Source organism: Pseudomonas gebzensis (assembly GCF_034427815.1).
In the GTDB taxonomy this organism is placed as follows: domain Bacteria; phylum Pseudomonadota; class Gammaproteobacteria; order Pseudomonadales; family Pseudomonadaceae; genus Aquipseudomonas.
The window spans coordinates 250,869-275,104 of record NZ_JAXQNS010000005.1; the positions used below are offsets into that span (position 1 = coordinate 250,869).

Consider the following 24,236-nt stretch of genomic DNA (forward strand, 5'->3'; position numbering starts at 1 on the left):
GGACGGTGACGAAAAACCGGCGGCCCCGAGACGGGATCGCCGGCAGATCAGGCTGTCAGAGCTTGCTTTTTTGCTGGATCGCCGCTTTCCACTCGTTGTCGCGGCTGTGCCCACTGGTGCGCATCAGGCCCAGGTCGAGGGCGTTCTCGCCATCGGCCGCGCCCTTGCTCTTGCTGATCTCAGCCACCGCCGTGCCCATGTCCACCAGCGAGTTGGACGCATCGATGCTCACGTCGCGGCGGTAGTCCTGCCCGTGCAGGGTCTGCTGCCGGATGCTGCCGCTGCCCAGCTCGACGCTACCGCGCGGCGCCTGCAAGCGCGCGCCGATCAGTTGCGTGTCGCCGGCCACCGCCACGGCAATGCCCTGGCTGCCCTTGAGCCCGCTCTGCTGCGCCACGGTGTCGCTGGCGATGTGCGAGGCGTCGATGCGCAAGGTCGGCGACAGACCCGGGTCGAGCTTGCCCAGCGCCGAACCCGCTTTCTCTTCGACCTTGCCACCCGCCGGGCCCGCCACTGCCGTGGCGGCATTGATGTAGCCTTGCGGGTTCTTCTCGTGGCTCAGGCGTGCATCGACCTTCACTTGCGTGGTATCGATGTGGTCCAGGCGGCTGGCCACCTGCAGGTCGCCGTCGATGGCGCCGCGGATCTGCTCGGCTTCGACGCGCACGCCCTCGAAGCGCGCGTTGCCGGCGCTGTTCACGCTGACCTGATCGGCGCGCAGCGCGCCGTCGTTCCAGGTCTGGTTGTTGCGTTTGTCCAGATCGACGGTGACCCGTCCGTGCAGGCCGCGCACGTCATCGGCAGGTTTTTCGGCCTTGCTCAGGTTGAAGCCGGCGCCGCCGGTCACGGCCAGGTTGTCGCGCTGTTCACGGTTTTCCGAGGCCTCCACCAGCAGGCCGCCTTTACGGGCGTCGAGCTTCAGCGTGTGCGCACTGACCTGCAGGCCCTGCAAGTGAATCGCCTGGTCTTCGCGCGCCTGGCTGGCGATGCCGAGGGTGCCGGCGGTGTGTACGCTCGGGGCCTGGGCGGTGCGCGTGTCTTCATCGACCTTGGCCGAGGTCAGGTGGCCGCCAAGCCCGCCACCGCTGCTGGCACCTTGCGAGCCGGCCACTTCCATGCCGCCGCCCAGTGTGCTGCCCTGGGCCTGGTGGGTGTCGTAGGCGGCCACATCCTTGAGCACGCCCGCGCTTTCCAGGTGGGCCTCGCTCACCGGCGCCTCGCGGCGGCCGATGCGCACCCCTTCGAGCAACAGGTCGCCGCCGCTGCGCAAGGTCACCGGGCCTTGCGCATCGAGCTGGGCGACCTTGGCGGTGCTGTCGCTGGACTGCGCGCTGCTGTAGTCGCCATAGCCGCGGACATCCAGGCCGGTCTTGCCAGGCCGGTTGCCGCCCTTGGCCCAGAGGCTGGCATCGAGCTCGCTGCGGGTCTGTTCCTGGGTGTCGGCCGCGGCGTTGACGGTCAGCGAGCCTTTGCTGTCGATCAGGATCGGGCCGCTGCCACCGTCCATGCGCGTGCCTTCGTACCGGCCATCGCTGCCCAGTTGCACCTGGATGCCGGTCTGCCCTTGCAGGCTGCCGACCTGGGCGACGGCACTGCTGCCGGCGCTGCTGTCCTTGGCGACGGCCCCGGTGATGCGCGCGTTGATGTCCTGGCCGGTGCTGGTGTCGAGGCGCAGGCTGGCGTCGATCTTCAGTGCGTCCTCGGTGACCGTGTGGCGATCGTGCGCCGCGTGCATCTGGTGCTGCTCGGCGTCGAGGGTCACCTTGCCGGCGCCGGCGCCGTAGGTGGTGCCGACGTCGCTGACGGTCTGGGCCTTGATCTGAATGTCGCCGCTGTTGATCGCAGTCACCTGGGCGGTGCTCTGCGTCTGGACCTTGTGGCTGTTCTGATGCGCGAACGTGGCATCGGCACCGACGCTCGGCGGCGCCATGGCGTCTTCGGTCGAGGCCTGTTGGAAGCGTGCGGCTTCCTCGCCTTGCACCAGGCGTTCGATCGGGCGCGTGAGGTCGCGGTACTCGACGCTTGCGCCCAGGCTACCGCTCCAGTTCCGGGTGGTGGTGTCGGTCGTTTCGGTGTCGTCTGCGGCGCGGTTGTCGACGTGTTCGGCAACCACCTTGAAGGTCTTGCCGGGCTCGATCACGGCGGCTTCGTTGACCAGCGTCTCGGCCTGGACCTTGACGTCGCCTGCCGCCTGCAGCTCACTGCGCTGCACCTTGCTCTGCGTGTGCTCGGTGGTGGTCTGGTTGCGCTTGCCGTTGAAGGCGCTGCCGACCCGGTCGATACCCCCGGTGACGTGCAAGCCGCCCCCGCTTTCGGTGCGCGTGGTGGTGTCTTGTGTGTCGTTGCGGGTCACGCCCACCTCGACGGTCTTGGCGGTGAGGGTCAGGTCGCCTTGCTCGGCGGTCACCTTCGAGCCCATGACCTTCAGCGCCTCTCCGCTGCGCAGGTCGACGCTGCCGCCCTTGAGTTCGCTGGCGGTCTGACGGGTGTCCTGGCGGTGCCGCTCAACCGTTGCCACGTCATAGCCCACCCCGGCATCGAACTGCCGTGAGCCGGGCGTATCGCCCTCGGCCTCGCGGGTCTGTTCGGCATGCGCGGTCAGGCCGCGTTGCTGCTCAATACTGTCGAGGGTGTGGTGGCTGGCAGCGCTGCTGATGCTGAGGTTGCCGGCAGCCTCGACGTCGAGCTTTTGCGCGGCACTGATGCGCGCGCCCTCGATGGCCATTTCCCCGGCGCTGGCCAGGCGCAGGTTGGTGCGCGAATGCACATCGCTGGACAGCACCTGTTGCTCGCCGCGGGTCTGCTCGCTGCTGTCACCCAGCAGGCCGAATACCTGGCTGTCGGAGCGCGTACTCTTGCGCGTCTTGTCACCTACCGCTGCACCGATCTGCAGCAGGCCCGACTGGCTGTAGAGCACCGCGTCATCTCCGCTCAGCACTTCGCTGCCGCGAATGGTCGCACGCTGCGCGGTGACCTTCATCAGCCCGCCGGCCTTCACCGAGCTGCCGATCACCTCGCCACCGCGGTTTTCATGGCCGTTGCGGTTGGCGAAAAACCTGCCCGAGACCAGGTCGCCACGGTAGTTGCTCAGGGTGTCATGGCCGTTGAGGTGCTGCGCGTCGATCTCGAGGTGGCGAGCGTCGATCTGCAAGGAGCGCTGGCTGTCCACCTGGCTGGCGCTGATGCGCATGTCACCGGTGGCGGCGAGCTGCACATCGCCGCCTTTGAGGCTGCTCGGATCGGCGGTTTCGACGTAGGAGTCGCTGTCCTTGTCACCGCGCCAGAGGTGCTTGCGGTGGCGTACCCGGCTTTCCACCCGATGGCTATCCACGGCGGCGCTGAGCTGCAGGTTGCCGCCGGCTTCAACGCGCAACTGGTCTGTCGCCTCCACCTTGGCGCCCGTGAGGGTCATGTCGCCGGCTGCACGCAAGGTGATGTCATCGCTGGCGCTCAGCATCACGCCGTGGTGCGTGCGCTGGGTGGTGGTGGTGTCTTTGCCGTAGGTCTCATGGGTGACGAACAGCAGTTTCTTGTCCCAACTGTCGGTGTGCTGGGTGATTTTTTCCCGGGTCTTGCCGTCCAGGGTGAGCGCCTGGCCTGCGTTCAGGTCGATGCTCCGGGCACTGCCGGTGACGGCGCTCAGGCGCAGGTCGTGGGCGGCCTGCAGGGTCATGTCGCCGCGCTCGACCTGCAGGTGGCTCTTGCGCTGCTCGGTGCCTTCGACGGTCAGCCCGCCGGCTGAGCGCACGGTCAGTTCTTCGCCGGCCACCAGGCGCGAGGGCCCCATGCGCACGCCCGCGCCTTCGGCAGTGGAGATGATGCGGATGCGCCCGGCGTGCATCGCGCCGAACAGGCTGGCATCGATGCTGCCCGGCTCGCCGGGCCGGTGTTCGAGCACCTCCAGCGACTGGCGGTCCAGGCGGTTGCGCCCGACCAGCACATTGAGCTCGCCGGGGGTTTCCAGGGGGCCGTTGCTGATGACCTTCGGCGCGATCAGGTCCAGCCCGGTTTCACTGCGCAGGCCCCCTTCGAGCACCTGCAGCTGGCCGCTGGCCGCGAACGTGTCCAGGCGCTTGAGCTGTTGCTCCTCGACGATCGGTGTGCCGACCAGAAAGCCTGCGCGGGTGGTGTTGATGAAACGGCCGCCGTTGACCGTGATGCCATTGGGGTTGGCCAGGATGTAGTCGGCCGGGCGACCGAAGATTTCCTGCGGGCCGTTGACCAGGGAGGCGTTGCGACTGATCACTTCATTGAGGATGGTCGAGGCCGCCTGGCCCTGGAACTGCGCATTGCCCGCCAGCGCGCCGGCCAGTTGCGACTGGCCGGCGCTGAGGGCGTTGTTCAGCACCACCCCGGGCTGGCCGACGTTGTAGTCGAGGAACTGATTGTGCGACAGGCCGTGGCCATTGGGCGCCACGATATCGATCACCGGTACGCCATGGCTGAGGTCGATCAGCGGGGTGCCGGCCAGGCCGGTGGCCGCGTGCAGCGCGTCGTTGGCGACACTGGCGCCTGGGCTGGCCAGGCACAGGAAGATCGTCCAGCGCAGGATGTCGGGGCGCCGGGCGGAGGGTTCACGGGCTTCATTCATGGTGATGCTCTCTTGTGGGGGAAGGGTCGCGAGCTACAGGTTCAGTTGCCACGCCATGATCCAGAAGCCGGGTTCCAGGGCATGGCGGGGGAGATCGCTGGCGTACAGGGCGCGCTGGTAGTCCAGGCGCACGTGCTGGCTGCTGGGGAGGGTGAGTTGCAGGCCTGCGCTGGCGCCGATCAGGCGGTGTGCATCGACGTCTCGGTCGCGTGAGCTGCCGCGGGTGCGGTAGTGACGGGCCCAGCCGAGGTCCAGGCTCAGGCGCGGGCTTATCTGCAGGCCATGCCAGGTGGGCGACGAAAGGGTATGGCTGAGGGTGTTGCGCCAGGTCAGGCCGCTGGCGGCAGACACGCTGCGGGTGCGAAAGCCGCGTACCGCGTTGTCGCCGGTGAGACCAAAGTGCTCAGCGGCCGGCAAGTTGTCCGGGCTGTACTGGGCGCTGAGCTGGCTGTTCAGGCTCAGCGCCGGGCGCTCGGCCAACGCGCGGCGGTGCGCCAGGCTGGCGCGGTAGCGGGTGAAGCGCGGCGCCAGGGTTCTGCGCAGGGGGTCGTCGCTGACGCTGCGGCCCAAGGCGATCCCGGCCGAAGCGGTCCACAGCCCCTGGTGCAGCCACAGACCGTGCAGGCCGGTGTCGAGGGTGAGCAGCTCCGGGCTCTGCAGGCCGATGCGCCAGCCATTGATGGCGCTGTCGATGCGGGTGTGGTTCAACTGCGTCGAGAGGCTGAGCATACCGCGTTGTTCGCGCCACAGCACCCGCTCGATGCCGGCGCCCAGAAACCGCGTGTTGCAGGTACTGACGACGCGCAGCCAGCGCGGGCCGGGTAACTCGGTGGTGCATTCGGCCTTGGCGGCGGTGCCGGAAAAGGTCCAGGGGCCGTAGGGCACGGTGTAAGAAGCGCTGAGCCCTCTGAACTCATCGCGGGCACCCAATGCCAGCCTCTGCACGGACAGGCGCAGCTCATCATTGAGGCCCAGCGGGCTATCGAGACCCAGGTTGAGCATCAGGCGATGGCGGCCATGTTCGCTCAGCCCGCGATTGTCGACGGTGGGGTCCAGGTGCCAGCGCTTGCCCGGCTTTTCGTTGTGCAGCCTGACCCGTGAACCGCCCTGCAGCTGGCCTGGCAACACCTGCACGGCGAACTCGAACGCGCGCAACCGGTTGAGCTGGTCCAGCCCCTGTTCCAGGTCCGGCAAGTACAGCGGCTCGCCGAGCAGGCCGGGAAAGGCTCCGCCCAGCGACACGGCCGGGTCGGGCGGGTCCAGCTCGATGCGCTCGACAAACCCCTCGATGATCAGGATGTCCAGCGCCTGGCCGGCTTGCGGCTGGTTGACCAGCAGCGGGCGGCTGGCCGGATAGCCGGCTGCCACATAGCGCTGGGTGATCGCGCGCAACAGTCGGTTGATGCCATCAGTGCCCAGGCAGGGTTTGAGCAGCGGCTGCAAGGTGTCACGCAGGGCCTGGTCGCCGAGCCGTTGGTTGCCGCGCAGGCGCACCCCGCTGATGGCCCAGCAATGCGGTTCTTTCTGCACGGCCGGTGGGGGCGCTGCGTCATCCGGCGCGGGCTGATGGCGACCTTGCCAGCGTTGCAGACGCTGGCGGTCCTGCTCGGCCTCGAAGCGTTGTTGCTGCTCGCGCAGCTGGCGCGTGGCGAGGTCGTCGGCCACGGCCGGTGAGGTGAGGATCAGGCTGAGTAGCAGTAGGCTATGCCAGTAGCCGATTCGAAGCGTGCACACATTGAACATCGGTCATTTCCGCAGATGCGTACGTATTCGTACTTTTTTTGCGGAAATTCTAAGAACGTGCGTGTGCGTCTGGATGCCGTACCGTACTTACATGGACGTCAGGCGGAAGTGGAAAGTCTGTAGGCGTTTTCGCAGTGATCAGATCGGGACCGGGCGGTCACGGCCGGATTTCGATCATCGTGCCATCTTTGACCAGGCTCCAGACCTCGCGCATGTCGGCGTTGCGCATGGCAATGCAGCCCTCGGTCCAGTCCAGCGTATGGAAGTACCACTCCGGGTACTGCTCATCGAGCGGGGTGCCGTGGATCATGATCATGCTGCCGGCGGCAACCCCTTCACGCCGAGCACGGGCGGCATCGGTAACGTTGGGGTAGGAGATGTGCATGGCCAGGTTGTAGCGGCTGCTGTTCTTGCGCCAGTCGATCCAGTAGAAGCCTTCGGGGGTGCGCTTGTCGCCCTCGCGCACCTTGGCGCCCTTGGGCTGCTTGCCCAGGGAAATCCGGTAGGTCTTGAGCGGCTCGCCGCGGCTGATCAACTGCAGCCGGCGTTCGGACTTGAGCACCAGAATCTTGTCCACTGGCGCGACCGGCAGGGCTTTGGCGGGCATCGCCGGGCCCACCGCAGGCACGGGTTTGCGGATGATGGTTTCGGTGAAGGCCGCTTGGGCCATCGACGCCAGGCACAGGCAGAACACAGCAAGCAAACAACGCATGAAACGCTATTCCCGAGGAAGAGGGGTGGAGGAGGCGAGGTTCATCGGGGGCACATATTCATGACCAATGGGATAGCGCTGCTCGATGCGATCGCGATAGTAGCATTCCAATGTCTTCGCCACGGTGCGGAACGCCAGGCGGTCCCACGGAATTTCATGCTCCTCGAACAGCCGCACCTCAAGGCTTTCGGTGCCAATGGCGAACTCCAGATCGCTCAGCTCGGCGCGAAAGAACACATGCACCTGATTGATGTGCGGCAGGTCGAACAACTGGTACAGGCTGGCCTCTCCAACCCGCGCGCAGGCTTCCTCGTCGGTCTCGCGCCGCGCGGCCTGCTCCAGGGTTTCGCCGTTCTCCATGAAACCGGCCGGCAGGGTCCAGAAATCCCGGCGCGGTTCGATGGCGCGCCGGCATAGCAGCACCTGGCTGCCCCAGGTCGCCAGCACGCCGGCCACCATGTTGGGGTTCTGGTAATGAATGGTCTGGCACGCGGGGCAGACGAAACGCAGGCGGCTATCGCCTTCGGGGATGCGCTGGATGACCGGGTTACCGCAGGCGCTGCAGAATTTCATGCTGATGGCCGTTGCTTGAATGTGCAGCCATCTTGGCGTGCGCCTGGCCGGCTCGGCAAGCGGGCCTCGTCGGGACGCGCGTCGGCGCTGCCCAGGGCTTTAGCCGGTAGTGGCTTTTGGTGCATCATGTTCGGTAGGCCACGGAATCGAGAATGCGTAAATGCTGGACGAGCTTGTTCGCCGGATGGGCAGTCACACCCCTGTATCGGTAAGGGCGGACCGCCGCTTCCCGGAAGCCGCGGTGCTGCTGCCCATTACCCGTGGCGATTCGCCCGAGCTGGTCCTGACCCTGCGCGCCCAGGGTCTCTCGACCCACGGCGGCGAAGTGGCGTTTCCCGGTGGTCGGCGCGACCCCGAAGACCCCGACCTGGTGTTCACCGCCCTGCGCGAAACCGAAGAGGAGATCGGCCTGCCGCCGGGGCTGGTGGAAGTGCTCGGCCCGCTCAGCCCGCTGATTTCCCTGCATGGCTTGAAGGTCACGCCGTTTGTCGGGCTGATCCCCGACTATGTCGAATACCGCCCCAACGACGCCGAAATCGCTGCGGTGTTCAGCGTACCGCTGGCATTCTTTCGTCAGGACCCGCGCGAACACACCCACCGCATCGACTACCAGGGCCGTAGCTGGTACGTGCCCAGCTACCGCTATGGCGACTACAAGATCTGGGGGCTGTCGGCGATCATGATCGTCGAGTTGGTCAACCTGTTGTTTGACGCCGGCATCAGCTTGCATGAGCCGCCTGAGCGGTTCATCGAGCCCTAGGTTCTGTACGAAAAGCCTTGAGACGAAGGCCAGGCAAGGCGAAAACGGCCGAGGAAGCGGAGTGTACTGGAGTACATGAGCATTCCGAGGGCGTTTTCAACGCAGCATGGGCGAGTATCGAGGTTTTTCGTACACAACCTAGTCGCTGCCTGCCAAGCTCGACACTCGGTTGTGCTGCGTTGAAAACAGCCTGACCGTCGTTCAAGACGTTCCCTGCAGCCCCTGGGCTTTCCATCAAGAGACGGGCCCGGCAGCTGTTTCACCGTGAGGACTCCACCATGAACTATCGCCTGGGCAACCTGCGCGTCGATGCTCACCCCACCAGCTGGACCGCGCCTACCGCCACGCTGATCGGCAAAGTCCGCCTGCAGGCCCGCGCCAGCGTCTGGTTCGGCGCGGTGCTGCGCGGCGACAATGAGCTGATCGACATCGGCGAAGACAGCAACGTGCAGGATGGTGCGGTGATGCACACCGACATGGGCTCGCCGCTGACCCTGGGCAAGGGCGTGACCATCGGCCACAACGCCATGCTGCATGGTTGCAGCGTGGGCGATTACAGCCTGGTGGGCATCAATGCCGTGGTGCTCAACGGGGCACGCATCGGCAAGCACTGCATCATCGGCGCCAACGCGCTGATCCCCGAGGGTCGGGACATTCCCGACGGCTCCCTGGTGGTAGGCTCGCCCGGCAAGGTGGTGCGTGAACTCAGCGAGGCGCAGAAGCAGCTGCTCGAAGCCAGCGCTGCCCATTACGTGAGCAATGCCCAGCGTTATGCAACGGATCTGGTGGCTGACGATGAGTGAGGCAAAACCGCGCCCGGTGGCGTCGCCCTGCGTGAGCATCTGCGCACTGGACGAACAGGACATCTGCACCGGTTGCCAGCGCAGCGTGGAAGAGATCAGCCGCTGGTCGCAGATGGACGACGATGAGCGGCGCGCGGTGCTGACGGTGTGCCATCAGCGCGCCATGGCCGCAGGCCTGATGCTCTAGCGCGTGCGGCAAGTCCGTCGTTGGGCGCCGCGATCGGCCTTGATCGACCGCCCAGTGGGTCGCTGCAGATACCTGGCGCAGGCGGTGGCTGCCTTACCCAGGGAAATTTAGTACCCTGTGCGGCTTGTCCGAAGGTCTCTCTGCATGCTCTTTCTCATCGCTTACATCAGCAGCGTCGTGCTGATCAATTTCGCTTTTTCCAGCGCCCCGCACCTGGACGTGATCTGGTCGGCCTGGGGCGGGCTGGTATTCATCCTGCGCGACATGGTGCAGACCCGCTACGGCCACGGCGCGCTGCTGGCGATGCTGGCGGCGTTGGTGTTGTCCTACGTGACCTCGGAGCCGGCCATTGCCCTGGCCAGCGCCACTGCCTTCTTCATTTCCGAGCTGATCGACTGGCTGGTGTTCAGCGTGACCCGGCGCCCGCTGCGTGACCGGTTATGGCTGAGCTCGGCGCTGAGCATTCCAGTCGACACCCTGATTTTCTTCGGCATGATCGGCGCCTTGACGCCCGTTGTGATCGGCACGGCCATGGCCTCCAAGTTTGCGGGTGTCACCGTGGTCTGGCTGGCCATGAGCTGGCGCGCGCGGCGCCAGGCTGCCGCGCCGTGACCCGCGCCTGTATTCGCTTCGTTTGATCGCCCCGGGGCGATCGTCGTTACCCACCTAGAGGACCTGTGATGACCCGTATCGGAACCCCATTGTCGCCGTCGGCGACCCGTGTACTGCTCTGCGGCTGTGGCGAGCTAGGCAAGGAAGTGGTGATCGAACTGCAACGCCTGGGCGTCGAAGTCATCGCCGTCGATCGCTATGCCAACGCACCCGCCATGCAAGTGGCGCACCGCAGCCATGTGGTCAACATGCTCGACGGCGCCGCGCTGCGCGCCGTGATCGAGGCTGAAAAGCCGCACTACATCGTGCCGGAAATCGAAGCCATCGCCACCGCCACGCTGGTGGAACTGGAAAGCGAAGGCTTCAATGTGGTGCCCACCGCTCGCGCCACGCAGCTGACCATGAACCGTGAAGGCATTCGCCGCCTGGCCGCCGAAGCGCTCGACCTGCCCACCTCGCCCTACCATTTCGCCGACACCTACGAAGACTACGCCAAGGGCGTTGCCGACGTCGGCTACCCGTGTGTGGTCAAACCGGTGATGAGCTCGTCGGGCAAGGGCCAGAGCCTGCTGCGCAGCGATGCCGACCTGCAGAGCGCCTGGACCTACGCCCAGGAAGGCGGCCGCGCCGGGGGCGGGCGGGTGATCGTCGAGGGCTTCATCGACTTCGACTACGAAATCACCTTGCTCACCGTGCGTCATGTCGGCGGCACCACCTTCCTGGAGCCGGTCGGCCACCGTCAGGAGAAGGGCGACTATCAGGAATCGTGGCAGCCTCAGGCGATGAACCCCAAGGCCCTGGCCGAATCGCAGCGGGTCGCCAAGGCGGTCACCGATGCACTGGGTGGGCGTGGGCTGTTTGGTGTTGAGCTGTTCGTCAAAGGCGATCAGGTATGGTTCAGCGAAGTGTCGCCGCGCCCCCACGACACCGGCCTGGTGACGCTGATCTCCCAGGATCTGTCGCAGTTCGCCTTGCATGCGCGGGCCATTCTGGGCCTGCCGATTCCTGTGGTGCGCCAGTTCGGCCCCTCGGCCTCGGCGGTGATCCTGCCCCAAGGCACCTCCACGCAAACCGCCTTCGCCAACCTCGGCGCAGCGTTGAGCGAGCCTGACACGGCCCTGCGCCTGTTCGGCAAGCCGCAGATCGATGGCCAGCGACGCATGGGCGTGTGCCTGGCGCGCGATGAATCGATCGAAGCCGCGCGGGCCAAGGCCAGCCGGGCGGCGCAGGCCGTCAGCGTCGAGTTCTGATCGCCAGGCAGGCCGTTGCGGCCTGCCGCATGCCTCCCGCCCACGGCGTCGGCGCGACACGTGGCGGGGTATCCGCTACATTTTGTTTCATGCCCCCTCGCGCTCGCCTCACAAGGATCAGCCCATGCGCTACGAATTCGCCGAAGTGCTCAATGAGCTGATCGACTACTTTCTGCTCGGCGACATCCAGCTACTCAAGCGCTTTCAGGAGGACCACGACCTGCCTGACGACCTGGCGCACGCCTTCACCCATTCCGACAGCGGTGACCAGGCTGTGCTGGAGGGGGTGATCCTGCCGCTGGCTGGGGTGGAAAACCTGCCCTACCGCATCATCTTCACCCTCGATGGCGAGGCGCCCGCGCTGCTTGCTGCGGACAGCCGCCTGCTGCATCGCCGCTGCGGTTATGTGCTGCAGGTCGAGCACCGCGCGGTAATGCTGTTCACCTGGCGGGTGCTGCAGCATTTCACCAACAAGACGTTGGGCGATTTTCTGGTGCGCTATCAGTCGCCTGAGCGGCCGGTCATCGAGCTGGACAATGGTTGGTATGAGGTCGAGGTGCTGGGCGGCGCCGTGCTGCGTGAGGCGCTGTATGAGCCGGCTTTCGAGTTCGTCCTGACCAGGACCTGGAGCCGGCCGCAGCCAGGTGACATCGATGTGAGCTATCGCTACAGCCTGCAAGACCATGACCTCGAAAGCTCAGCACAGCGCTCGTGCTGAGTTCGAGGCTGCGTTCGTCTAGCGCGAGACGCCCCACACCAGCACTTTGCTGACGCAGTTCTCTTCGGTGTCGACGATTTCCAGTCGGTAGCGACCGACCTTCAGGCACACCGCCGTTGCCGGGATGCTTTCCAGCACTTCGGTCACCAGGCCGTTGAGCGTTTTCGGCCCGTCATCGCAGGGCAGGTGCCAGCCCAGGCAGCGGTTGATTTCCCTGAGCGAGGCTGCGCCGTCGATCAGGTAGCTGCCATCGACCTGCGGCACGATGTGCGGATTGTCGAGGTTCTGCTCGTCCTCGAACTCGCCGACGATTTCTTCGAGGATGTCTTCGAGGGTGACGATGCCCAGCACGTCGCCGTATTCATCGACCACGACCGCCAGGCGCCGCTGCTGCTTGTGGAAGTTCAGCAACTGCAACTGCAGGGGCGTGGTTTCGGGAATGAAGTACGGATCGTGGCAGGCGGCCAGGAGGGTGGCGTGGGTCAGCTCGGCGGTGGCGAGCAGATGCTGCACCAGCTTGATGTTGAGCACGGCCTCGACCTGGTTGATGTCGGCATGGAAGACCGGCAGCCGTGTGTGCTGGCTGGCGTGCAGCTGTGCGCTGATCAGCGCGATGGGGTCATCGAGGTTGATGCCGTCGACGTCGTTGCGCGGGATCAGGATGTCGTTGACGGTGACGCGCTCCAGCGCCTGCAAGCCCTCACGCAGGCGTGAGCGTGGCGCCTGGGCCAGGGGCTCGTCATCGAACGGATCGTCGGCCTGCGCGTGCAGGTCGGTGGCCTGCGGTGAGCGGCGAAACGGTCGCAGCAGCAGGCGCGCGCAGCCATCGAACAGGCAGGCCAGCGGCTGCATGAGCAGCGCCGGCAGTTTCAGCAGGTGCTCGCCCAGGTTGCGGCAAGCTGAAGTGTGACGCCGGGCCATGCGCCGGGGTAGAAACTCGGCCAGCACCAGCAGCGCCACGGCTGCCCCTGCGCCGGCCAGCCAGAAACCGGGCTCGCCGGCCTGGCGCTGGCCAAGCAGGCAGGCCAGGCCGAGCACCAGGCACTTGCCCAGCGTGGCACCCAGGACCAGGGCTTGCGAGGGCAGGGCGAGGTCGTCGCCGGCTTCGCGGTCATCGGGCTGTTGGCGAGCGGCGTCCACGGCAGTGAACAGCGCTGACCAGAGCAGCGCCAGGGCGAGCATGCCGAACACGGTGGCAGGCGGCAGGGCGTTCATGGGCGATGTTCAGATATGCAGGATGAATTCACGCACCAGCTTGCTGCCGAAATAGGCCAGCATCAGCAGGCAGAAACCGGCCAGGGTCCAGCGGATGGCCTTGTGACCGCGCCAGCCCAGGCGGGTGCGCCCCCATAGCAGCACGCTGAACACCACCCAGGCCACGCAGGCAAGCGAGGTTTTGTGCACCAGGTGTTGGGCGAACAGGTTGTCGAGGAACAGCCAGCCCGACACCAGCGAAGCGCTGAGCAACACCCAGCCGGCCCAGAGGAAGCCGAACAGCAGGCTTTCCATGGTCTGCAGTGGCGGGAAGTTGCGGATCAGCCCGGATGGATGCTTGTGCTTGAGCTGGTGATCCTGCAACAGCAGCAGCAGCGACTGGAACACCGCGATGGTGAACAGGCCATAGGCCAGGATCGACAACAGGATGTGGGCGAGAATGCCCGGCTCCTCGTTGATCAGCGGCACCGTGCCGGCTGGGGCGAACTGCGACAGCAGCGCAGTGATGGCGCCGAGCGGGAACAGCAGCACCAGCAGGTTTTCAACCGGGATGCTCAGGCAGGCCAGCAGCGTCAGCGCGATGACGGCCACGGCGATCAGGCTGGCGGCGCTGAAGAAGTCCAGGCTCAGGCCGAGCGGCGTGATCAACTGGAAAAACAGGGCGCCGCCCTGGGCGATCACCGCCAAGGCGCCAAGCAGGCCCAGCAGGCGTTTGTCGGCCGGTAAGCCCTGGCGAATGCGCGAGGCCTGGTAGAACGTAGCGATCAGGTACAGGCCGGCGGCGAGCAGATTGGGAATGAGGCTGGGTGAGGAGAGCATAAGTCCTGGGAGGCAAGCCCTGAAAAGAAATGGAGTGTGGCATAGAAGGTAGCGGGCAAGGAAGTCTGCGCCAGTGCGGCGGGCCTTGTAGCGGGGCTGGATCAGCAAAGGACGCGTCTGTCAGTGCCGAGGTGTGCGCAATCTCAGGTCTGCGCTATAATCGCCGGCTTGCTGCGCCTTGGGCGCGTCCATATTAGTAGTGGTACCCGGACTCGTAGTGGTACCCGGACGCCTGACCACCCTCGGCTTTACCTGGGCCTGAAAGGATCACCATGTTCGAAAACCTGACCGACCGCCTGTCACAGACGCTGCGCCATGTTACCGGTAAGGCCAAGCTGACCGAAGACAACATCAAGGACACCCTGCGCGAAGTGCGCATGGCGCTGCTTGAGGCCGACGTTGCCCTGCCGGTGGTCAAGGATTTCGTCAACAGCGTCAAGGAGCGTGCGGTCGGCACCGAAGTCTCGCGCAGCCTCACGCCGGGCCAGGCCTTCGTCAAGATCGTCCAGGCCGAACTCGAAAGCCTGATGGGCGCAGCCAACGAAGAGCTCGCGCTCAATGCCACGCCGCCGGCCGTGGTGCTGATGGCCGGCCTGCAGGGTGCGGGCAAGACCACCACCGCTGGCAAGCTGGCGCGCCACCTCAAGGAGCGCAAGAAAAAGAGCGTGATGGTGGTCTCGGCCGACGTGTACCGCCCGGCGGCGATCAAGCAGCTGGAAACCCTGGCCAACGAAGTGGGCGTCACCTTCTTCCCTTCCGACCTCAGCCAGAAGCCGTTGGCCATTGCCGAAGCGGCCATCCGTGAAGCGAAGCTGAAGTACATCGACGTGGTCATCGTCGATACCGCCGGCCGTTTGCACATCGACGCCGACATGATGGACGAGATCAAGGCCCTGCACGCCGCGGTCAAGCCGGTCGAAACGCTGTTCGTGGTCGATGCCATGACCGGCCAGGACGCCGCCAACACCGCCAAGGCCTTCGGTGAAGCGCTACCGCTGACCGGCGTGATCCTGACCAAGGTCGACGGCGACGCCCGTGGCGGTGCCGCGCTCTCGGTACGTGCCATCACCGGTAAGCCCATCAAGTTCCTCGGCATGGGCGAGAAGAGCGATGCGCTCGAACCGTTCCATCCCGATCGGGTCGCCTCGCGCATTCTCGGCATGGGCGACGTGCTCAGCCTGATCGAGCAGGCCGAGCAGACCATCGACAAGGCCAAGGCCGACAAGCTGGCGCAGAAGCTGAAGAAGGGCAAAGGCTTCGATCTGGAAGACTTCCGCGACCAGCTGCAACAAATGAAGAACATGGGCGGCCTGGGCGGCCTGATGGACAAGCTGCCGAGCATTGGCGGCGTCAACCTGTCGCAGATGGGCAACGTTCAAGGCGCCGCCGAGAAGCAGTTCAAGCAGATGGAAGCGATCATCGGCTCCATGACCCCCGCAGAGCGCCGTGACCCTGATTTGCTCAGTGGTTCGCGCAAGCGTCGCATCGCGCTGGGCTCCGGCACCCAGGTGCAGGACGTCGGCCGCTTGATCAAGCAGCACAAGCAGATGCAGAAAATGATGAAGAAATTCTCCACCAAAGGTGGCATGGCCAAGATGATGCGTGGCCTGGGCGGCATGATGCCAGGTGGTGGCATGCCGAAGATGTAACCCATTCAGGGCGCTGGTGGCTCGCCACCAGGCCCGGAACCCCCGTTTCAACGGGGTCATCGCTGCCCGCTCTGGCAGGCAGCTTATCGTGCAAGTCGACAGGCAAGCCTTTCTCCGATGAAAAAGGCATTTGCAAAAGTCCGTGTATTCCCTGAGAATATGCGGCCTTTCGGGCACCTGTGTGCCCGCTGGGATCATGATTTGCAGTACCGACTACAGGAACGATGTTCAATGCTAACCATTCGTCTTGCCCGTGGCGGCTCCAAAAAGCGCCCATTCTACCAACTGACCGTAACCGACTCGCGTAACCCGCGTGACGGCTCGCACATCGAGCAGGTTGGCTTCTTCAACCCTGTCGCTCGTGGTCAGGAAACCCGCCTGTCCATCAAGGAAGACCGTGTCGCTCACTGGCTGAGCGTCGGTGCACAGCCGTCTGAGCGCGTTGCTCAGCTGCTGAAGGAAGCGGCCAAGGCTGCAGCCTGAACCGTATGAACGCGACGCCAGAGATGGCTGACGACCTCATCGTCGTTGGCAAGATTTTTTCGGTACACGGCGTTCGCGGCGAGGTGAAGGTCTATTCCTTTACCGATCCGATTGAAAACCTGTTGGATTACCGCCACTGGACGCTTCGGCGCGAAGGGTCGGTCAAACAGGTCGAGCTGGTGAGTGGTCGCTCCAATAAAAAGGAGTTGGTCGCAAAACTCAAAGGGCTAGAGGATCGTGATGAAGCGCGTCTTCTGAGCGGTTACGAGATTTGTGTCTCGCGCAGCCTTTTGCCCAACCTGAACGACGACGAGTACTACTGGTACCAGTTGGTCGGTCTGAGTGTCATCAATCAAGACGAACAGCTGTTCGGCAAGGTTGATCACCTGTTGGAAACCGGCGCCAATGATGTAGTAGTGGTCAAGCCTTGCGCAGGTAGCCTGGATGATCGTGAGCGTCTGTTGCCCTATACGCGGCAATGTGTGCTTGCCATCGACCTCGAAGCCGGTGTGATGCGGGTCGAATGGGATGCGGATTTCTAACTGATGGGCAACCTTCGCGTAGAAGTCGTCACGTTGTTCCCTGAGATGTTTTCGGCCATTACCGAGTACGGCATTACCAGCCGCGCGGTGAAGCAGGGGTTGTTGCAACTCACCTGCTGGAATCCGCGGGACTACACCAGTGATCGCCACCACACAGTGGATGATCGGCCTTTTGGCGGTGGTCCGGGGATGGTAATGAAAATCAAGCCTCTGGAAGATGCCTTGGCCTGTGCCAAGCAAGCGACCGGAGCTGGGGCGAAGGTGATCTATCTCTCGCCACAAGGCCGTACGCTGAGTCAGCAAGCGGTCAAAGACCTGGCTGAACAGGAGTCGTTGATCCTGATCGCCGGTCGTTACGAAGGCATCGACGAGCGGTTCATTCAGGCTCATGTCGATGAAGAGTGGTCGATTGGTGACTATGTGCTTTCCGGTGGCGAGCTGCCGGCCATGGTACTGATCGATGCGGTTACACGACTGCTGCCCGGAGCTTTGGGGCATGCAGGCTCGGCGGAGGAAGACTCCTTCACCGATGGCCTGCTCGATTGCCCGCACTACACCCGACCTGAGGTGTATGCGGATCAGCGTGTACCCGACGTGTTGCTAAGTGGCAACCATGCACACATCCGGCAATGGCGGTTGAAGCAGTCCTTAGGCAGGACCTTCGAACGGCGTGCCGATCTTCTGGAAAGTCGCTCACTTTCTGGAGAAGAGAAAAAGCTGCTCGAGGAATACCTCCGAGAGCGGAACGATAGTTAACGTATCGATGGTGGATCAAGTTATCCATCTTAGGAGCACAGCATGACCAACAAGATCATCCAGCAGCTCGAAGCCGAGCAGATGAGCAAGGAAATCCCAACCTTCGCACCCGGCGACACCGTTGTCGTCCAGGTTAAAGTGAAGGAAGGTGAGCGTTCCCGTCTGCAGGCATTCGAAGGCGTTGTCATCGCCAAGCGTAACCGCGGTCTGAACAGCGCCTTCACCGTGCGCAAGATCTCCAGCGGCGTGGGCGTTGAGCGTACCTTCCAGACCTACAGCCCGCAGATCGACAGCCTGGCCGTGAAACGTCGTGGTGACGTGCGTAAAGCCAAGCTGTACTACCTGCGTGACCTGTCCGGTAAAGCAGCTCGCATCAAGGAAAAACTGTCCTGAGTGCAGTTTGACCGGTAGCCCAGGCTGCCATGCGAAAGAGAAAGCAGCCTTCGGGCTGCTTTTTTGCGTCTTGAATTCGGAGCAACCCATGACCCCACGTGACCAGGAAATCCAGCGCCGCACCGAGCTGTCCGTCACCCGTGTGACCAAAGCGGTCTTCCCCAATACGACCAATCATCACAACACCCTGTTTGGCGGCACTGCGCTGGCCTGGATGGACGAAGTGTCGTTCATCGCAGCCACCCGCTTCTGTCGCCTGGCGCTGGTGACGGTCTCCACTGACCGCATCGACTTCAAGCACCCCATCCCTGCGGGCACGATCGTCGAGCTGGTGGGGAGCGTGATCAAGGTCGGCAACACCAGCCTGCAGGTGCAGGTCGATGTGTTCGTCGAGAACATGTACCTCGACGGCCGCGAGCGCGCCATTCATGGCGTGTTCAGTTTTGTCGCCATCGACGAAAACAAGCGCCCGGTGCCCGTCTTGCCGATGGCATGACGCCCAGCCAAGGGCCTGGTGCTGACCTGCCGAGCGCGGAGGCAGACAGGCCGCCACCGGCTGTGAAACACTTGCCGGCTATTCACATACCAGCGCCAGACCATGCCCACCCTGGATCATCCTCTGATCGATCAGTTCCTCGACGCCCTGTGGCTCGAAAAAGGCCTGTCGGACAACACCCGCGCGTCCTACCGCAGCGACTTGACCCTGTTCAACGGCTGGTTGCAGGAGCGCGACATTGCCCTGCCGGACGCCGGTCGTGAGCTGATTCTCGATCACCTGGCCTGGCGCGTGGATCAGGGCTACAAGCCGCGCTCCACGGCGCGCTTCATCTCCGGGTTGCGCGGCTTCTTCCGCTACTTGCTGCGGGAAAAACTGATCGCCGTGGACCCGACGTTGCAGGTGGACATGCCGCAACTGGGCCGGCCGCTGCCCAAATCACTTTCCGAAGCCGATGTCGAAGCGCTGCTGCAAGCGCCAGACCTGGGCGAAGCCATTGGCCAGCGCGACCGTGCCATGCTCGAAGTGCTGTACGCCTGTGGCCTGCGGGTCACCGAGCTGATCAGCCTGACCCTGGATCAGGTCAACCTGCGCCAGGGTGTGCTGCGGGTGATGGGCAAGGGCAGCAAGGAGCGACTGGTGCCCATGGGTGAAGAGGCCATCCTCTGGGTCGAGCGCTACCTGCGCGGTGCTCGCGCCGAGTTGCTCAACGAGCGCCCCAGCGACGTCATGTTCCCCAGCCTGCGCGGCGAGCAGATGACCCGCCAGACGTTCTGGCACCGCATCAAGCAGCATGCCCGTGTGGCCTGCATCGACAAGCCGCTATCGCCGCACACCTTGCGCCACGCCTTCGCCACGCACCTGCTCAACCACGGTGCGGACTTGCGCGTGGTGCAGATGCTGCTGGGCCACAGCGACCTGTCGACCACGCAGATCTACACCCACGTCGCCAAGGCCCGCCTGCAGCAGCTGCATGCCCAGCACCATCCACGTGGGTGAATGAAATTCATGTTCTGCCCGGTGGTACGCGCAGCCACAGCCAGCGCGGGCCTGTTGTGGTAGGCTTGAGCGGTTTTGTTACAGGGGCCGTCTGGTCGTCGCGCCATGTGCGCAGGCCACATTCTCGTGCCCCGTCCGTCCTCAGGAGTTTCCATGCGCGTGACCCGGATTTTCGCTGCTGCCGCCCTGGCGCTGGTCAGCACCTTTGCCGCCGCTGCGGCCCCGGCTGCTGCACCCGTAGCCAAGACAGCGGCCGCTGCCGACGCCAACACCGGCGCCGAGCAGGCCATTCGCAAGACCTTGCAGACCCTCGAGCTGGATGTGCCCATCGAAAGCGTGGCCAGCAGCCCGGTGGGCGGTCTGTATGAAGTCAAACTGCAAGGTGGCCGCGTGCTCTACGCCAGCCCCGATGGCGAGTTCGTGATGCAGGGCTACCTGTACCAGATCAAGGACGGCAAGCCGGTCAACCTCACCGAGAAGACCGAGCGTCTGGGCGTGGCCAAGCTCATCAATGGCATCCCGACCGCCGAGATGGTGATTTACCCTGCCAAGGGCGAGACCAGATCGCACATCACGGTGTTCACTGACACCACCTGCCCGTACTGCCACAAACTGCACGCCGAAGTGCCTGAGCTCAATCGCCAGGGCATCGAGGTGCGTTACCTGGCCTTCCCGCGTCAGGGCATGGGTTCGGAAGGGGACCAGCAGCTGCAGGCCGTGTGGTGCTCCAGCGACCGCCGTGCGTCTTTGGACAAAATGGTCGAGGGCAAGGACATCAAGGCTGCCAAATGCGCCAACCCGGTCAGCAAGCAGTTCGAGCTGGGCCAGTCGATTGGGGTGAACGGTACGCCGGCCATCGTTCTGGAGAGCGGGCAGGTGATACCGGGCTATCAGCCGGCGCCGCAGTTGGCCAAGCTGGCCTTGGCCAAGTAATTCAATTTCAGCACGCCGTCGCTATGGGGTGACGGCACGTTTCACGGTCGGCGCAAGGCGTCGCCCGTTCTATGGGGAGTTCACAGTGAAACCGGTCAAAGTAGGCATCTGTGGGTTAGGGACCGTCGGTGGCGGAACCTTCAATGTGCTTCAGCGTAACGCCGAGGAGATCGCCCGCCGTGCCGGGCGCGGTATTGAAGTGGCACAGATTGCCATGCGCTCGCCCAACCCGAACTGCCAGATTACCGGTACCCCCATTACCGCGGACGTGTTCGATGTAGCCAGCAACCCTGAAATCGACATCGTCATCGAGCTGATCGGTGGCTACACCGTGGCCCGCGACCTGGTGCTCAAGGCCATCGACAACGGCAAGCATGTGGTCACCGCGAACAAGGCGCTGATTGCCGTGCACGGCAACGAAATCTTCGCCCGCGCGCGTGAGAAAGGTGTGATCGTGGCGTTCGAAGCCGCAGTGGCCGGTGGCATTCCGGTGATCAAGGCCATTCGCGAGGGTCTCTCGGCCAACCGCATCAACTGGCTGGCCGGCATCATCAACGGCACTGGCAACTTCATCCTCACCGAGATGCGCGAGAAAGGCCGTGCCTTCCCCGACGTGCTGGCCGAAGCCCAGGCGCTGGGTTACGCCGAAGCTGACCCGACGTTCGATGTCGAAGGCATCGACGCTGCGCACAAGCTGACGATTCTGGCGTCCATTGCCTTCGGCATTCCGCTGCAGTTCGACAAGGCCTACACCGAGGGCATCACCCAGCTGACCACCGCTGATGTGAACTACGCCGAAGCCCTGGGCTACCGCATCAAGCACCTGGGCGTGGCGCGCAGCACCTGCGCCGGTATCGAATTGCGCGTGCACCCCACCCTGATCCCCAGCGATCGCCTGATCGCCAACGTCAATGGGGTGATGAACGCAGTGATGGTCAATGGCGATGCAGCCGGCTCCACGCTGTACTACGGCGCGGGCGCCGGCATGGAGCCGACGGCGTCCTCGGTGGTGGCTGATCTGGTCGATGTGGTCCGCGCGATGACCTCTGATCCGGAAAACCGCGTGCCGCACCTGGCCTTCCAGCCCGATTCGCTGTCAGCCCACCCGATCCTGCCGATCGAAGCCTGTGAAAGCGCCTATTACCTGCGCATCCAGGCCAAGGATCATCCAGGCGTGCTGGCCCAGGTGGCAAGCATTCTGTCCGAGCGCGGCATCAACATCGAATCGATCATGCAGAAGGAAGCCGAGGAGCAAGACGGCCTGGTGCCGATGATCCTGCTCACCCACCGGGTGATCGAGCAGGGCATCAACGACGCCATCGTCGCCCTTGAGGACCTGCAGGACGTGGTGGGCAAAGTGGTGCGCATTCGCGTCGAACAACTGAATTAACTGGCATGCCTCGATCCGCCTGCGGCCAGGTCGGCGCCAGGCGCTATCGAGGCTTCAAACAGAACATATTTGCGCCAGTGCCCAGACGCCGCGCGCAAGAACGACGCCAATGCGCGTCTTCTCGCCGCGCAGCTCAAGGTCTGCCGCTCACACCAGAGGTTTGCCCCCATGCGTTATATCAGTACCCGTGGCCAGGCCCCCGCCCTGAATTTCGAAGACGTACTGCTCACTGGCCTGGCCAGCGACGGCGGCCTGTACGTGCCGGAAAACCTGCCACGCTTCACCCAGGAAGAAATCGCCTCATGGGCCGGTCTGCCGTACCACGAGCTGGCCTTCCGAGTGATGCGTCCGTTCGTCGAGGGCAGCATCGCCGATGCCGACTTCAAGAAGATCCTGGAAGAAACCTACGGCGCCTTTGCGCACTCGGCCGTGGCGCCACTGCGCCAGCTCGAGGGCAACGAGTGGGTGATGGAGCTGTTCCACGGCCCGACCTTGGCGTTCAAGGACTTCGCCCTGCAATTGCTGGGGCGCCTGCTCGACCATGTGCTGGCCAAGCGCAACGAGCGTGTAGTGATCGTCGGCGCCACCAGTGGTGACACCGGTTCTGCCGCCATCGAAGGCTGCCGCCGTTGCGACAACGTCGACATCTTCATCCTGCACCCGCACCAGCGCGTGTCGGAAGTGCAGCGCCGGCAGATGACCACCATCCTTGGCGAAAACATTCACAACATTGCCATCGAGGGCAACTTCGACGACTGCCAGGAGATGGTCAAGGCCAGCTTCGCCGATCAGTCGTTCCTCAAGGGCACACGCCTGGTGGCCGTGAACTCGATCAACTGGGCGCGGATCATGGCCCAGATCGTCTACTACTTCCATGCCGCCTTGCAGCTCGGCGGCCCGGCGCGTTCGGTGGCGTTCTCGGTGCCGACCGGCAACTTCGGTGACATTTTTGCCGGGTACCTGGCGCGCAACATGGGCTTGCCGATCAGCCAACTGGTGGTCGCCACCAACCGCAACGACATCCTGCACCGCTTCATGAGCGGCAATCAATATGTGAAGGACACCCTGCACGCCACGCTCTCGCCGTCCATGGACATCATGGTGTCGTCGAACTTCGAGCGCTTGCTGTTCGACCTGCACGGTCGAAATGGCGCGGCGATCGCCGAGCTGATGAGCACCTTCAAGCAAGGCGGCGGCTTCAGCGTCGACGAGGACCGCTGGACCGAAGCGCGCAAGCTGTTCGACTCGCTGGCGGTGACCGACGAGCAGACCTGCGAGACCATCGCCGAGGTGTTTGCCAGCACCGGCGAGGTGCTCGACCCGCATACCGCCATCGGCGTGCGCGCTGCGCGCGACTGCCGCCGTAGCCTGAGCACGCCGATGGTGGTGCTGGGCACGGCGCACCCGGTGAAATTCCCCGAGGCGGTAGAGCAGGCGGGCGTGGCCAGAGCGCTGGAACTGCCCGCGCACTTGAGCGATCTGTTCAGCCGTGAAGAGCGTTGCACGGTACTGGCCAATGACCTCAAGGCGGTGCAGGCCTTCGTCAGCCAGCACGGCAATCGCGGCAAGCCGCTGTAAGCCTGCAGCGTCCAATGAGAAGCCCGTCACCCGACGGGCTTTTTAGTGCGCCGGACTCAGGAAATGCTTCACGACCGAATAAGCAATTTCCTATATATCTAGCGCAGAACGCTTCTTAAAGTGACGGGCTTTTCCGGCCGCGCGTGCGGCGTCGCGGAGCGACTCATGAACCGGCTCACCGTTCTCATTCATCAGCAGCACCCGTTTCACCAGATCACCTTGCACCAGGCTTGCAATGCGCAGGGCATCTTTCGCGTGCGGCTGGTCAACGACCTGCTCACTGCACCGCTGTCGCTGCAAGCTCCCAGCCCCGCCGACCTGCTGATTCTCGATCAGGCCATGCCCGCTCGCTCCGGCAAAGTGCTGCTTGAGCGACTGCGCCTTGCGCCTGCGACTCCGGCGTTGCTGTTTGTCGGCAAGCCGCAGGCCAAGCGCCCGGATTTTGCCCGTCTGGCCCGCGAACGTGGGTTATGGGTCCTGGATGAGCTGACTTGGCCGCTGTCCGCGCCAGCGCTCAGCCAGGCGCTGCGGCGGCTCAACGGGATCACGCGTCCGTTGGCGCAGCAACCCGCTTAGGCTGCGGGGTACAGAACTTTCCGCTTCGCTTGCAGGTCAGTACGTCTGTATCCAACAGAACAAGCGAGTACGCCGGATGGAACGAATCTGCAGACTGCTCAACGATGCCTTGACCCCTTATCACACCCGGCTCGACGAAGAAGACGCCGGTGGCCAGCGCCTGCTCACCGTTCTCGATAGCCACGGCGGTGAAGTCCTCAGCCGCGCGGTCAGCCACTATCAATTGCAGGACCACCGCCTGCTGGTCGACCTGGTCGATGGCTTGCACCGCGACCTGCAGATCGCCGAAGGGCGTTTGCAGCCCTGCGTGATCGCCGCGTCGCAACAGTGCAAGGTGGCGCAGGGAACCTTCGCCTGAGGTTGCCGTCAGATCAGTCAATGGTCGTCGGTCGTTGCTTTGCTCCGGTACCGACAGGACGGCCACGCAAAGCCCAAGGTTGGCTTTGACTTCAACCCCG

At 64.2% G+C, this 24,236-nt stretch carries 24 protein-coding genes; 18 read left to right on the forward strand and 6 right to left on the reverse strand.

Going from position 1 to position 24,236, the window contains the following annotated elements; translation table 11 throughout:
* Window positions 1-55: 55 nt before the first annotated feature.
* From SJI00_RS11965 to SJI00_RS11980, 4 genes are all read right to left on the reverse strand, one after another.
* A complete protein-coding gene (locus SJI00_RS11965) occupies window positions 56-4,591 on the reverse strand; it encodes a hemagglutinin repeat-containing protein (protein WP_322461919.1) in 4,536 nt (1,511 codons plus the stop codon).
* 33 nt (window positions 4,592-4,624) lie between these two features.
* Window positions 4,625-6,334: a ShlB/FhaC/HecB family hemolysin secretion/activation protein gene (locus SJI00_RS11970; RefSeq protein WP_322461920.1), complete on the reverse strand. Its 1,710-nt coding sequence runs from the start codon at window positions 6,332-6,334 to the stop codon at window positions 4,625-4,627.
* A gap of 157 nt (window positions 6,335-6,491) precedes the next feature.
* Window positions 6,492-6,941 carry a L,D-transpeptidase family protein gene (locus SJI00_RS11975; RefSeq protein WP_416221029.1) on the reverse strand — a complete coding sequence of 150 codons (450 nt, stop codon included), beginning with the start codon at window positions 6,939-6,941 and terminating at the stop codon, window positions 6,492-6,494.
* A gap of 111 nt (window positions 6,942-7,052) precedes the next feature.
* A complete protein-coding gene (locus SJI00_RS11980; RefSeq protein WP_322461922.1) occupies window positions 7,053-7,619 on the reverse strand; it encodes an NUDIX hydrolase in 567 nt (188 codons plus the stop codon).
* 160 nt (window positions 7,620-7,779) lie between these two features.
* On the opposite strand from SJI00_RS11980, the gene SJI00_RS11985 reads away from it, so the two are divergent.
* From SJI00_RS11985 to SJI00_RS12010, 6 genes are all read left to right on the forward strand, one after another.
* On the forward strand, window positions 7,780-8,379 hold the full coding sequence (locus tag SJI00_RS11985) for a CoA pyrophosphatase (RefSeq protein ID WP_322461923.1): 600 nt from the start codon (window positions 7,780-7,782) through the stop codon (window positions 8,377-8,379).
* A 278-nt stretch (window positions 8,380-8,657) separates the two neighbouring features.
* On the forward strand, window positions 8,658-9,182 hold the full coding sequence (locus SJI00_RS11990) for a gamma carbonic anhydrase family protein (RefSeq protein WP_322461924.1): 525 nt from the start codon (window positions 8,658-8,660) through the stop codon (window positions 9,180-9,182).
* Window positions 9,175-9,369: a DUF1289 domain-containing protein gene (locus SJI00_RS11995; protein ID WP_322461925.1), complete on the forward strand. Its 195-nt coding sequence runs from the start codon at window positions 9,175-9,177 to the stop codon at window positions 9,367-9,369. Before SJI00_RS11990 ends, SJI00_RS11995 begins: the two co-directional genes overlap by 8 nt.
* A 144-nt stretch (window positions 9,370-9,513) precedes the next feature.
* Window positions 9,514-9,981, forward strand: a complete 468-nt coding sequence (locus SJI00_RS12000; protein ID WP_322461926.1) for a VUT family protein — start codon at window positions 9,514-9,516, stop codon at window positions 9,979-9,981.
* 68 nt (window positions 9,982-10,049) lie between these two features.
* The gene (gene purT, locus SJI00_RS12005) at window positions 10,050-11,231 is read left to right on the forward strand and encodes a formate-dependent phosphoribosylglycinamide formyltransferase (protein WP_322461927.1); all 1,182 of its coding nucleotides are present in this window, start codon (window positions 10,050-10,052) and stop codon (window positions 11,229-11,231) included.
* A gap of 124 nt (window positions 11,232-11,355) precedes the next feature.
* Window positions 11,356-11,949: a hypothetical protein gene (locus SJI00_RS12010; protein WP_322461928.1), complete on the forward strand. Its 594-nt coding sequence runs from the start codon at window positions 11,356-11,358 to the stop codon at window positions 11,947-11,949.
* 18 nt (window positions 11,950-11,967) lie between these two features.
* Here the strand turns inward: SJI00_RS12010 and SJI00_RS12015 are convergent, their stop codons facing one another.
* Entirely contained in the window at window positions 11,968-13,164 is a 1,197-nt protein-coding gene (locus tag SJI00_RS12015; RefSeq protein ID WP_322461929.1) for a transporter associated domain-containing protein, read from the reverse strand.
* A 9-nt stretch (window positions 13,165-13,173) separates the two neighbouring features.
* Window positions 13,174-13,983, reverse strand: a complete 810-nt coding sequence (locus SJI00_RS12020; RefSeq protein ID WP_322461930.1) for a cytochrome C assembly family protein — start codon at window positions 13,981-13,983, stop codon at window positions 13,174-13,176.
* A 272-nt stretch (window positions 13,984-14,255) separates the two neighbouring features.
* On the opposite strand from SJI00_RS12020, the gene ffh reads away from it, so the two are divergent.
* The 12 genes from ffh to SJI00_RS12080 all read left to right on the forward strand — a co-directional run bounded on the left by ffh (window position 14,256) and on the right by SJI00_RS12080 (window position 24,136).
* Complete coding sequence (gene ffh, locus SJI00_RS12025; RefSeq protein ID WP_322461931.1) at window positions 14,256-15,632, forward strand: signal recognition particle protein; 1,377 nt, start codon at window positions 14,256-14,258, stop codon at window positions 15,630-15,632.
* A 231-nt stretch (window positions 15,633-15,863) separates the two neighbouring features.
* On the forward strand, window positions 15,864-16,115 hold the full coding sequence (gene rpsP, locus SJI00_RS12030) for a 30S ribosomal protein S16 (RefSeq protein WP_312934352.1): 252 nt from the start codon (window positions 15,864-15,866) through the stop codon (window positions 16,113-16,115).
* Between the two features lie 5 nt (window positions 16,116-16,120).
* Window positions 16,121-16,657, forward strand: a complete 537-nt coding sequence (gene rimM / locus SJI00_RS12035) for a ribosome maturation factor RimM (protein ID WP_322461932.1) — start codon at window positions 16,121-16,123, stop codon at window positions 16,655-16,657.
* Window positions 16,658-16,660: 3 nt separating this feature from the next.
* Window positions 16,661-17,413, forward strand: coding sequence for a tRNA (guanosine(37)-N1)-methyltransferase TrmD (gene trmD / locus SJI00_RS12040; protein WP_322461933.1), 753 nt, complete (start codon window positions 16,661-16,663; stop codon window positions 17,411-17,413).
* Between the two features lie 42 nt (window positions 17,414-17,455).
* The gene (rplS, locus tag SJI00_RS12045) at window positions 17,456-17,806 is read left to right on the forward strand and encodes a 50S ribosomal protein L19 (RefSeq protein WP_003252148.1); all 351 of its coding nucleotides are present in this window, start codon (window positions 17,456-17,458) and stop codon (window positions 17,804-17,806) included.
* Between the two features lie 88 nt (window positions 17,807-17,894).
* Window positions 17,895-18,302, forward strand: a complete 408-nt coding sequence (locus SJI00_RS12050) for an acyl-CoA thioesterase (RefSeq protein ID WP_312934349.1) — start codon at window positions 17,895-17,897, stop codon at window positions 18,300-18,302.
* A 102-nt stretch (window positions 18,303-18,404) separates the two neighbouring features.
* Window positions 18,405-19,301, forward strand: coding sequence for a site-specific tyrosine recombinase XerD (gene xerD, locus SJI00_RS12055; RefSeq protein WP_322461934.1), 897 nt, complete (start codon window positions 18,405-18,407; stop codon window positions 19,299-19,301).
* Between the two features lie 153 nt (window positions 19,302-19,454).
* On the forward strand, window positions 19,455-20,234 hold the full coding sequence (locus SJI00_RS12060) for a DsbC family protein (protein WP_322461935.1): 780 nt from the start codon (window positions 19,455-19,457) through the stop codon (window positions 20,232-20,234).
* 85 nt (window positions 20,235-20,319) lie between these two features.
* The gene (locus SJI00_RS12065; RefSeq protein WP_322461936.1) at window positions 20,320-21,624 is read left to right on the forward strand and encodes a homoserine dehydrogenase; all 1,305 of its coding nucleotides are present in this window, start codon (window positions 20,320-20,322) and stop codon (window positions 21,622-21,624) included.
* 168 nt (window positions 21,625-21,792) lie between these two features.
* Window positions 21,793-23,202, forward strand: coding sequence for a threonine synthase (thrC, locus tag SJI00_RS12070; RefSeq protein ID WP_322461937.1), 1,410 nt, complete (start codon window positions 21,793-21,795; stop codon window positions 23,200-23,202).
* Window positions 23,203-23,367: 165 nt separating this feature from the next.
* Window positions 23,368-23,778: a DNA-binding transcriptional response regulator gene (locus tag SJI00_RS12075; protein WP_322461938.1), complete on the forward strand. Its 411-nt coding sequence runs from the start codon at window positions 23,368-23,370 to the stop codon at window positions 23,776-23,778.
* 76 nt (window positions 23,779-23,854) lie between these two features.
* Window positions 23,855-24,136, forward strand: coding sequence for a DUF3509 domain-containing protein (locus SJI00_RS12080; protein ID WP_322461939.1), 282 nt, complete (start codon window positions 23,855-23,857; stop codon window positions 24,134-24,136).
* Window positions 24,137-24,236: the final 100 nt, after the last annotated feature.

Bases quoted from the DNA above. Each gene is read 5' to 3' on its own strand.
- SJI00_RS11965 (WP_322461919.1), bottom strand. From the start codon at position 4,591: ATGAATGAAGCCCGTGAACCCTCCGCCCGGCGCCCCGACATCCTGCGC.
- SJI00_RS11970 (WP_322461920.1), bottom strand. From the start codon at position 6,334: ATGTTCAATGTGTGCACGCTTCGAATCGGCTACTGGCATAGCCTACTG.
- SJI00_RS11975 (WP_416221029.1), bottom strand. From the start codon at position 6,941: ATGCCCGCCAAAGCCCTGCCGGTCGCGCCAGTGGACAAGATTCTGGTG.
- SJI00_RS11980 (WP_322461922.1), bottom strand. From the start codon at position 7,619: ATGAAATTCTGCAGCGCCTGCGGTAACCCGGTCATCCAGCGCATCCCC.
- SJI00_RS11985 (WP_322461923.1), top strand. From the start codon at position 7,780: ATGCTGGACGAGCTTGTTCGCCGGATGGGCAGTCACACCCCTGTATCG.
- SJI00_RS11990 (WP_322461924.1), top strand. From the start codon at position 8,658: ATGAACTATCGCCTGGGCAACCTGCGCGTCGATGCTCACCCCACCAGC.
- SJI00_RS11995 (WP_322461925.1), top strand. From the start codon at position 9,175: ATGAGTGAGGCAAAACCGCGCCCGGTGGCGTCGCCCTGCGTGAGCATC.
- SJI00_RS12000 (WP_322461926.1), top strand. From the start codon at position 9,514: ATGCTCTTTCTCATCGCTTACATCAGCAGCGTCGTGCTGATCAATTTC.
- purT (WP_322461927.1), top strand. From the start codon at position 10,050: ATGACCCGTATCGGAACCCCATTGTCGCCGTCGGCGACCCGTGTACTG.
- SJI00_RS12010 (WP_322461928.1), top strand. From the start codon at position 11,356: ATGCGCTACGAATTCGCCGAAGTGCTCAATGAGCTGATCGACTACTTT.
- SJI00_RS12015 (WP_322461929.1), bottom strand. From the start codon at position 13,164: ATGAACGCCCTGCCGCCTGCCACCGTGTTCGGCATGCTCGCCCTGGCG.
- SJI00_RS12020 (WP_322461930.1), bottom strand. From the start codon at position 13,983: ATGCTCTCCTCACCCAGCCTCATTCCCAATCTGCTCGCCGCCGGCCTG.
- ffh (WP_322461931.1), top strand. From the start codon at position 14,256: ATGTTCGAAAACCTGACCGACCGCCTGTCACAGACGCTGCGCCATGTT.
- rpsP (WP_312934352.1), top strand. From the start codon at position 15,864: ATGCTAACCATTCGTCTTGCCCGTGGCGGCTCCAAAAAGCGCCCATTC.
- rimM (WP_322461932.1), top strand. From the start codon at position 16,121: ATGAACGCGACGCCAGAGATGGCTGACGACCTCATCGTCGTTGGCAAG.
- trmD (WP_322461933.1), top strand. From the start codon at position 16,661: ATGGGCAACCTTCGCGTAGAAGTCGTCACGTTGTTCCCTGAGATGTTT.
- rplS (WP_003252148.1), top strand. From the start codon at position 17,456: ATGACCAACAAGATCATCCAGCAGCTCGAAGCCGAGCAGATGAGCAAG.
- SJI00_RS12050 (WP_312934349.1), top strand. From the start codon at position 17,895: ATGACCCCACGTGACCAGGAAATCCAGCGCCGCACCGAGCTGTCCGTC.
- xerD (WP_322461934.1), top strand. From the start codon at position 18,405: ATGCCCACCCTGGATCATCCTCTGATCGATCAGTTCCTCGACGCCCTG.
- SJI00_RS12060 (WP_322461935.1), top strand. From the start codon at position 19,455: ATGCGCGTGACCCGGATTTTCGCTGCTGCCGCCCTGGCGCTGGTCAGC.
- thrC (WP_322461937.1), top strand. From the start codon at position 21,793: ATGCGTTATATCAGTACCCGTGGCCAGGCCCCCGCCCTGAATTTCGAA.
- SJI00_RS12075 (WP_322461938.1), top strand. From the start codon at position 23,368: ATGAACCGGCTCACCGTTCTCATTCATCAGCAGCACCCGTTTCACCAG.
- SJI00_RS12080 (WP_322461939.1), top strand. From the start codon at position 23,855: ATGGAACGAATCTGCAGACTGCTCAACGATGCCTTGACCCCTTATCAC.